8 protein-coding genes are annotated in these 8,550 nt (G+C 68.2%); 5 read left to right on the top strand and 3 right to left on the bottom strand.

Annotation, left to right across the window (positions count from 1 at the left end; translation table 11 throughout):
* Positions 1–31: 31 nt before the first annotated feature.
* From AC1D1G_RS37155 to AC1D1G_RS37145, 3 genes are read right to left on the bottom strand one after another with little or no spacing between them, the layout of a single operon-like run.
* The gene (locus tag AC1D1G_RS37155; protein ID WP_477956071.1) at positions 32–1,006 is read right to left on the bottom strand and encodes an NADPH:quinone oxidoreductase family protein; all 975 of its coding nucleotides are present in this window, start codon (positions 1,004–1,006) and stop codon (positions 32–34) included.
* 14 nt (positions 1,007–1,020) lie between these two features.
* Positions 1,021–2,661, bottom strand: a complete 1,641-nt coding sequence (locus AC1D1G_RS37150) for an AMP-binding protein (RefSeq protein ID WP_477956070.1) — start codon at positions 2,659–2,661, stop codon at positions 1,021–1,023.
* Positions 2,661–3,950 carry an MFS transporter gene (locus AC1D1G_RS37145; RefSeq protein WP_477956069.1) on the bottom strand — a complete coding sequence of 430 codons (1,290 nt, stop codon included), beginning with the start codon at positions 3,948–3,950 and terminating at the stop codon, positions 2,661–2,663. Before AC1D1G_RS37145 ends, AC1D1G_RS37150 begins: the two co-directional genes overlap by 1 nt.
* 301 nt (positions 3,951–4,251) lie before the next feature.
* On the opposite strand from AC1D1G_RS37145, the gene AC1D1G_RS37140 reads away from it, so the two are divergent.
* From AC1D1G_RS37140 to AC1D1G_RS37120, 5 genes are all read left to right on the top strand, one after another.
* Complete coding sequence (locus tag AC1D1G_RS37140) at positions 4,252–4,995, top strand: SDR family NAD(P)-dependent oxidoreductase (RefSeq protein ID WP_317568574.1); 744 nt, start codon at positions 4,252–4,254, stop codon at positions 4,993–4,995.
* Between the two features lie 43 nt (positions 4,996–5,038).
* Positions 5,039–6,226 carry an acyl-CoA dehydrogenase family protein gene (locus tag AC1D1G_RS37135; protein ID WP_477956067.1) on the top strand — a complete coding sequence of 396 codons (1,188 nt, stop codon included), beginning with the start codon at positions 5,039–5,041 and terminating at the stop codon, positions 6,224–6,226.
* Between the two features lie 64 nt (positions 6,227–6,290).
* Positions 6,291–7,487, top strand: coding sequence for an acetyl-CoA C-acyltransferase (locus AC1D1G_RS37130; RefSeq protein WP_477956065.1), 1,197 nt, complete (start codon positions 6,291–6,293; stop codon positions 7,485–7,487).
* A gap of 4 nt (positions 7,488–7,491) precedes the next feature.
* A complete protein-coding gene (locus AC1D1G_RS37125; protein WP_280781969.1) occupies positions 7,492–8,076 on the top strand; it encodes a TetR/AcrR family transcriptional regulator in 585 nt (194 codons plus the stop codon).
* Positions 8,077–8,131: 55 nt separating this feature from the next.
* Positions 8,132–8,550 (top strand): TetR/AcrR family transcriptional regulator (locus tag AC1D1G_RS37120; protein WP_477956063.1); only part of this gene is annotated, 419 nt, incomplete at its 3' end.

Raw genomic sequence — 8,550 nt, 5'->3', positions numbered from 1 at the left:
ACCAAAAAGGCGCACGGGCGGCGGAGCCGCCTCACCGGAGGGTGAGGACACTCTTCCCGACGGTTCGGCGGTGTTCGAGATCGAGCAGGGCCTCGGCTGCCGCGTCGAACGGGTACCGGGTCGGCTCCGGAATCGTCAACGCGCCCGACGCGAGCAAGGGACACAATTCGCTCCACTGCGCCGACAGTCGTCGGGGGTCCTCGGCCCACCACGAGCCCCACGCGACTCCGACTGCGGACGCGTTCTTCAGGAGCAGTCGGTTCACCTTCACCGAGGGGATGTCCCGGCCGGTGAAGCCCATCACGAGAATCCTCCCGCCCGTCGCCAGCGATCGGACGCTGTCGGTGAAGCGGTCGCCCCCGACGGGATCGACCACGACGTCCACCCCGCGGCCGTCGGTGATCGCGAGGACCTCGTCCCGCCAGTTCCCGGTGGCCACGACGTCGGAGGCGCCGAGACTCCGCACGTACTCCGCCTTCTCCTCACTGCTGACGACCGCGATGGTCCGCGACGCGCCGAGGTGCGGCGCCAGTGTCGTCGCGGCGGTGCCGATGCCTCCCGCCGCGCCCTGGACGAGCACCGACTCCCCCGACTCGAGGCGTCCACGACGTACCAGCGCGAAATGCACGGTGAGGTAGTTGAACAGCAGGGCGGCGCCCGCGGCCATCGAAATCGTGTCGGGGAGGAGGAAAGTCGTCTCCGGCGGCAGTGCAACCACTTCGGCCATCGCGCCGCCAACACCGGTCAAACCGACGACCCGGTCGCCCGGAGAATATCCGCTGCCGCCAGGCGCTGACCGAACGATCCCGGCGACCTCTCCGCCGGGGACGAAGGGCAGTTCCGGCTTGTACTGGTACCGGCCCTGGGTGAGAAGCAGATCCGGGAACGACACCCCGACCGCATGAACCTCGACGAGGATCGCGGATTCGTCCGCGACGGGTTCGTCGACCTCGACCGGGGCGAGCGCCCGGGGACCGTCGAGCGCGGTGACCATCAGGGCGCGCATGCGGTTGTGCCCGTTCATGTGATCGGGAGTTCGCGGACGGCCGCTCGGCGCAGCTTGCCGACTTCGGTGCGCGGGAGGTCGGGCCGGAAGTCGACGACTTTCGGTGCCGCATAGGGGCCGACGCGCTGCGCGACCAGGTGTGCGAGTTGCGTGACGAGGTCGCTGTCGTCGGCCCGGTCGTCCGCGCGGACGACGACGGCCCGGACCACTCCGCCGCGGATCGGATCGTCGTACGCGACTGCCGCGGCGTCGGCGACCGCCGGGTGCTGCAACAGCGCGTTCTCGACCTCGACCGGGCTGATGTTGTGCCCCGACGCGATGATCATGTCGTCGTCCCGGCCCAGTATCTGCCACCGCTCCTGGGGGTCTGTGACGGCTCGGTCCTCGGTGAGGAATACGTCGCCGCGCCAGCGGTCGGCCCACAGGTCGGGGGTGTTCTCGTAGCCGCTGGACATCTGGTACCGGGGCTGCCGTACCGCGATCAATCCCGGTTGGCCGTCGGCCACCGGTTGCCCGTCCCGGTCGGCGAGGAAGGTGTCGAACCCGGGAATCGTGGCGGACATCCAGCCCGGGCCGGACCTCGTTTCGGTGCCCTGGGTGTCGCCCAGGAGCATGCCGACCTCGGACAGTCCGTACCCGTTGCGCACGGCGGGTGCACCGGTGCCGGCCCAGGCCGCGGCGACCACTGCGGTGAGCGGTTCGCCGGCAGCGGCGACGGTGCGGAGCGTCGGCGGGACCCCGTCCTGCGCGAACGTCGCCGTCAGTCGCCGCAGGGCGGCCGGCGCGGTGGTGAGGATCGTGGCCTTCTCTTCCCGGATGACGCGATGCCAGGCCTCGGGGACGAACTTCCCGGAGTACATGACGCGCGGCACGCCCAGCGCCATGACGGCGGCACCGGTGCTGTACAGCCCGAACGCCCACGCCGGGTCCGACGTCGAGAAGACGACGCTGTCGCGGGTCGCCCCGAGAACGGCCTTCGCGTAGGGCATGACGGAGACGAAGGTGGCGTGGGTCATGGTGCACGCCTTCGGTGTTCCGGATGTTCCGCTGGTGAACAGCAGGGTGGCGGTGTCCCCGAGTGCCGTGGTCGCGAGCGGGCCGTCGGCGTCGGCCCGGTCGACCTCGGTCCAGAAGGACCTGTCGTCCGTGCCGGCCGCGACGTCGCCGACGACGAACACCGCGGGATCGAGTCCGTGGGTCGCCTGCGCCTGCGCGAGGGCCGGCCGGTACCGCTGATCGACCACGACCGCGCGGACTCCCGCCGCGTCGAGGCGCAGGCCGATCGCGTCCGGGGCGAACCCGCCGAACAGCGGCACGTACACCAGCCCGGAGCGCCACGCCGCCAGTGCGGTGATCCAACTCTCGACCTGTCGCGAGAGGAGTCCGCCGACGCGATCTCCCCGCGTCAGCCCCGCGCGTGCGAACACCCGTGCAGCCTTCGCGGCGAGCCTGTCGAGTTCGCGGTACGTCCAGCGGTCGGCCGAGCCGTCCTCGTGCCGGACGGTCAGCGCCACCCGATTCGGGTCGGCCGCATAACGGGTGCAGATTTCGTGGGCGGTGTTGAAGTCGCCACCGAACGGGTCGCGGTCCAGCAGGGATTCGATGTCCTGCCAGGCACCGGCGAGTGCGGACGTTGCGAGTCTGTCGGGAGACATCAGTGATTCACCTTTGCAGTTTTCGTCAGGGTCAGGACCAGGACCGTGATGGCGCACGCCGCTGCGATGTACGCAGCCAGTGCCCACGAACCGTCCGTCTCGGCAGCGATCGCCACCGCGATGAACGGAGCGGGAGCACTGAACACGACACCACCGAACTGGTAGGCGACGGACGCGCCGGTGTATCGGACTTCGGCCGGGAACAGACCGGTGACGTAGCCGGCCACCGCGGAATAGGTGACGGCGTGACCGATAGTGATGATCAGAATCATCGCCAGCAGGACGGCGACACCCACTCCGGTCGACAGCAACCAGAAGAACGGATACGCGATCGCGGCCATGTAGAGGGACCCGTAGATCAACATCTTCCGTGCTCCGATCCGGTCCGCGATCATCGACGTGTAGGGCACCGTCAGGATGTCGAGGACGCACGCGACGAGGATGCTCAACAGAATCGTCTGCCGCGAGATGCCGAGTTCCTTCGGGCCGTACGACAGGACGAAGACGGTGACAAGGTAGAACGGCACGAGGGAGGCGGCCTGGGTGAGAATCCCGACGCCCAGCGCCCGCTTCTCACCCCGCAGGACCGCGAGGATCGGGAAGTCGGCAATCTTCTTGTTGCGCTTGACGTTCTCGAACTCCGGCGATTCGACGACCTTCAGTCGCACGTACATGCCGACCGCGACCAACCCGGCGCTGGCGAGGAACGGAAGCCGCCATCCCCATGCCTGTACCAGGTCATCCGGAAGATGCTCGACCAGGAGGAATGCGAGCGTTGCGAGAACGAGTCCGGCGGGCACGCCGGCCTGCGGCCAGCTGCCGTAGAACGCCCGCTTCTCGCGCGGTGCGTGTTCGACTGCCATCAGCACCGCGCCGCCCCATTCTCCGCCGACCGCGAAGCCCTGTGCCAGGCGCGCGAGGACGAGCAGCACGGGCGCGGCGAGACCGATCGCTCCGTAGGTGGGGATGAGTCCGATCGCGACCGTCGACGACCCCATCAGCACCAGGGAGAACACCAGCATCTTCTTGCGGCCGATCCGGTCTCCGAAGTGCCCGAAGACGATCGCGCCTGCGGGACGCGACACGAACGCGACACCGAACGTCGCGAACGCGGCCAGCGTTCCCGACAGCGGACTCAACGACGGGAAGAACGCCTTCCCGAAAACCAGTGCGGYCGCGGTCCCGAAGATGAAGAAGTCGTACCACTCGATTGCCGTTCCGACGAAGGACGCGAAGGCAACCTTCCGGGGTTTGACCCGAGTGACCTCCAGGTCGTCGATGACTCTCATATCGAATCTCCCATCGCTGCTGATGTGGGGCGGTGCGGCTGCCGTGTGTCGATCCGGTGCCACCGCGGTTATGAGCGGGCCGTCGGGCCTCGTCCGGGGTTCGCCGATCGGACATCGTCCGCGCCGTCGCCCCGTGTGGCCACGGTCACAGGTCTAGCACATCCCGGACGTCGACCGCAAGCATTCTTGTACCGATCGATCCATGTCGTGAACCCATCCAAGTATCCAGGTAATACGACGTTCAGCCCGACTTTCACGAACACTCTGGACTATTTTTGGATCGATCAGTACATTTCTGAACATGAACGAGAACGATCACGACGATCCCCGCGTCGCGCTAGTCTCCGGCGGTTCCCGCGGCATCGGAGCCGCCGTCACCACGGCCCTGACGCAGCGCGGCTGCCGGGTGGGATGCACGTACCGGACGAGCCGTGAGGACGCCGAGAAACTCGCCGCGGACGCTCCCGAGCAGGTACTTCCGATCCGCTTCGACCTGCACGACGACACCACGGCGCTCACGGCGGTGGAGCGCGTCGTCTCCCACTGGGGACACCTCGATTCGCTCGTCCTGAACGCGGGCCAGTGGTCGGGCGGGCGGCTCGTCGAGACGGACCCGGACGCCTGGTGGAGCGTGATAGAGACGAACCTCCGCGGCACCGTCGCTCTCGCGCGGGCAGCGCTGCCCCACCTCGTGCACGGCAGGTCACCGAGCATCGTGCTGGTGTCGTCGGTCGTCGGCCTGATCGGTCACGCCGGCGACACCGCGTACGCGGGTGCGAAGTCCGCGATGATCGGCTTCGGTCGTTCACTCGCCAAGGAGGTCGCGCGGGACGGCATCCGGGTCAACGTGCTGGCCCCCGGCTTCGTCAGTACCGACATGACCGATGCAGTGCCCGACTCCGCGCGCAGGCGCATCGAACGAGAAACCGTCCTCGGCCGATTCGGCACCGTCGACGAAATCGCCAAGGCCGCAGTCTTCCTCAGCGAAGACGCCACATTCTGCACCGGCTCCGTCCTCACCGTCGACGGCGGCTGGGCGCTGTGACACACCACGACCGCAACGACCAACAACGAAGGGACACAACACCATGACCGCGACACTCACGCATTCGGTCGGCATTCCGGAGTCGGAGTACCTGGCGCTCCGGGACCGCATTTTCGAGGCGATCTGGTCCGAACTCGATCCACTCGAACAGCGGATCGAGAACGACGAGCAGGTTCCACACGACATCGTCATGCCCATCCTCGAGCGGATCGGCGCGCTCGGCCTGCTCGTCCCCCGCGAGTACGGCGGCAGCGGCCTGTCGATCGCCCAGTACCTGCCGATCATCGCCGAGTTCGCCAAGGTGCAGGGCGGGCTCCGGGTCATCGTCCACGTGCACAACTCCTTCGCCCACGCGCTCTCCGAGATCGGCAGCGACCGACAGAAGGCGGACGTCCTCCCGGGCACGGCCACGGGCCGGAACTCGGTCGCGTTCGCGCTGACGGAACCGGGTTTCGGGACGGGCGCCGACCTCGGGTCGACCGCGGTGCGCGAGGGCGACGACTACGTCCTGAACGGCGAGAAGTGGTTGATCACCAACTCCGACATCGCGTCTCACTTCATCGTCTTCGCGAAGACGACCGCGACCGACGTCTCCGCGTTCCTCGTTCCCCGCGAGACCGACGGTCTCTCGATCGCAGCGCTTCCCGAGACGATGGGATGCAAGGGCACCGAGCACGGACGCGTCACCCTCGATTCCGTCCGGGTTCCCGCCACCGCCCTCGTCGGCGTCGAGGGACAGGGAAACGAGCACCTCGAACGCGCACTGGAGATCAGCCGGGTGTTCATCGCCGCTAGCTCCCTCGGCACGTCCGAGCGCGCCCTCGAACTGTCGATCGCCCACGCGAAGAGCCGTGTCACATTCGGCAAGCCGATCGGCACACGGCAGGCCATCCAGCGCTACCTGGCGGAGATGGCCACCGACGTCTACGCCCTGCGCGGGATCCTCGCCGACGCAGCACAGAAGTGGGATGCCGGCGAACGGATTCCCACCGAGGCCAGCATGTGCAAGCTGTTCGGCCTCGAGGCCGTCGGCCGGGTGACCGACCGGGCTCTGCTCATCCACGGCGGAATCGGATACACGCGCGCGCACCCGATCGAGCGCCTCTACCGGGATGCCCGCCTCAACTGGCTCGAGGAGGGCACCCCGACGATCCAGTACCTGGTCACGGCGGGACGCCTGCTCGACGGGTACGCGTTCTCCGACGCCTTCGAGACGTCGCGTACTGACTGACATCAGCCGCCCTGCGGCCGGGAACGGCCGCAGGGCGGCACCACGCTCGCGAAGGAGACGAACAATGACCGACCACCACGACCCCACCGTCCTCGTCGCGGGGGCACGAACCCCGTTCGGACGCTTCATGGGATCCCTGTCGAGCCTGAGCGCCCAGGTACTGGGTGGCCACGCGATCGGTGGTGCGCTGGAATCGGCCGGTGTCGACGCACGCGCCGTCGACCACGTCGTCATGGGCCAGGTGCTCACCGCGGGCAGCGGCCAACTGCCGGCGCGCGTCGCGGCGGCAGCCGCCGGAATCCCCATGACCACACCGGCACTGACCATCAACCGGATGTGCCTCTCGGGAATCGACGCGATAACGCTGGCGCACCAGATGATCTCCGCCGGCGACGCGGACATCATGGTCGCCGGCGGTCAGGAATCGATGAGCACGGCGCCGCACCTCCTGACGAACAGTCGGCGCGGGCACAAGTACGGCGACACGGTACTGATCGACCACCTCGCGTTCGACGGGCTCCAGGACGCCTTCACCGGGTCGTCGATGGGGGCGCTCACCGAGTCGAGGAATCCCGAGTACGGGATCACCCGGGACGCCCAGGACGAGTGGGCCGCTCGCTCGCACCGTGCGGCCGCACGCGCGCGCAAGGACGGCGTCTTCGCGGCCGAGATCGTTCCCGTTCCGATCAGGTCCGGGCGGGGTGAGTCAACCGATTTGAGCCACGACGAGGGCATCCGGGCCGACACCTCGGCAGCGGACCTCGCGGGTCCGCCCCCGGCTTTCGCCGCAGGCGGCTCGCTGACGGCCAGCAACTCGTCACCAATCTCCGACGGTGCCTGCGCCGTCGTGGTCACACGGAAGTCGACGGCCGTCCGGCTCGGACTGTCGTGGCTGGCCGAGATCGGATCACGTGCCGTGGTCGCCGGACCCGATTCGGGTCTGCACGAGCAGCCGTCCAACGCCATCCAGGCTGCATGCCGACGGGAGGGGATCGCACCTCGCGACCTCGATCTCGTCGAGATCAACGAGGCGTTCGCCGCGGTCACACTCGTTTCGTCCGAACGCCTCGGTCTCGACGCGGACCGGGTGAACGTCAACGGCGGCGCGATCGCGCTSGGCCACCCGATCGGTGTCTCGGGGGCACGGATCGTCCTGCACCTCGCGCTCGAACTGCGACGCCGCGGCGGTGGCGTCGGCGCAGCGGCGCTGTGCGGGGGCGGCGGCCAGGGGCAGGCCCTGATCGTGCACGTCGAACGGTGATTCGATGAGCACCAAATACGACCTCAACCGCGCCGAAATTCTGCGCGTGTCCGCCGAGTTGTTCGCGAGGTCGGGCTACCACGGCACCGGGATCGCCGACCTGGGCACGGCGGTGGGGCTCGGCCGCGGGGCCCTGTACCACTACATCGGCAGCAAGGAGGAGGTGCTGTTCGCGATCAGCAGCCGGCAACTCGCGCAGATGAACGACGTGGCCGACGAACTCGCCCTGACCGAACCGGATCCGGAGCGCCGCCTCCGCGGTCTGGCACGGGCCCTGCTCCGCAACATCGCCGAGTACCGCGCCGAGTGGACGGTGTTCTTCCGCGAGTACCACGCCCTGACCGGTGATCGGCGTGCGCGGGTCGTCGCGGCACGCGAACGGTACGAATCGCATTGGCGGCACGCGTTCGACGAAGGCGTCCGAGACGGGGTGTTCACCCTGTTGCCGCCGTTGATGATCAAGGGTGTGCTCGGCATGTTCAACTACAGCTACCTCTGGCTCACCGCCGACGGGGCCCGCACCCCCGAAGAGATCGCCGACGGCTTTCTCGACGCCCTGATCACCGGGCTGGCCGCGCCGAACCCGTGATCTGGGCCGTCTAGACTCACATCTTCGACCGCCGGGAGACAAAGGGGGCCCTTCGATGAGCGACAAGTACGACGCCAACCGGGACCGAGTCCTGCAGGTGGCCGCCGAATTGTTCGCGAAGTCGGGCTACCACGGCACCGGGGTCGCCGAGATCGGTGAGGCGACCGGGCTGGGCCGGGGAGCGCTGTACCACTACATCGGCAGCAAGGAGGCAATCCTCTACGAGATCAGCAGCCGGCAACTCGCGCAGATGAACACGGTGGCCGACGAACTCGCGCTGTCCGAGGCCGATCCGGAGAAACGGCTGCGCGGCCTCGCACGAGCGCTCATGCGGAACATCGCCGAGCACCGTGCCGAGTGGACGGTCTTCTTCCGCGAGTACCACGCCCTGACGGACGAGCGTCGTGATCGCATCATCGCCGAACGTGAACGCTACGAATCTCATTGGCGGAACGCGCTGGAGCAGGGCATCCG

Source organism: Rhodococcus sp. P3_B8 (assembly GCF_056402775.1).
The sequence above is the reverse complement of the archived record's forward strand: the minus strand, read 5'-3'. Positions and strand labels throughout refer to the sequence as shown.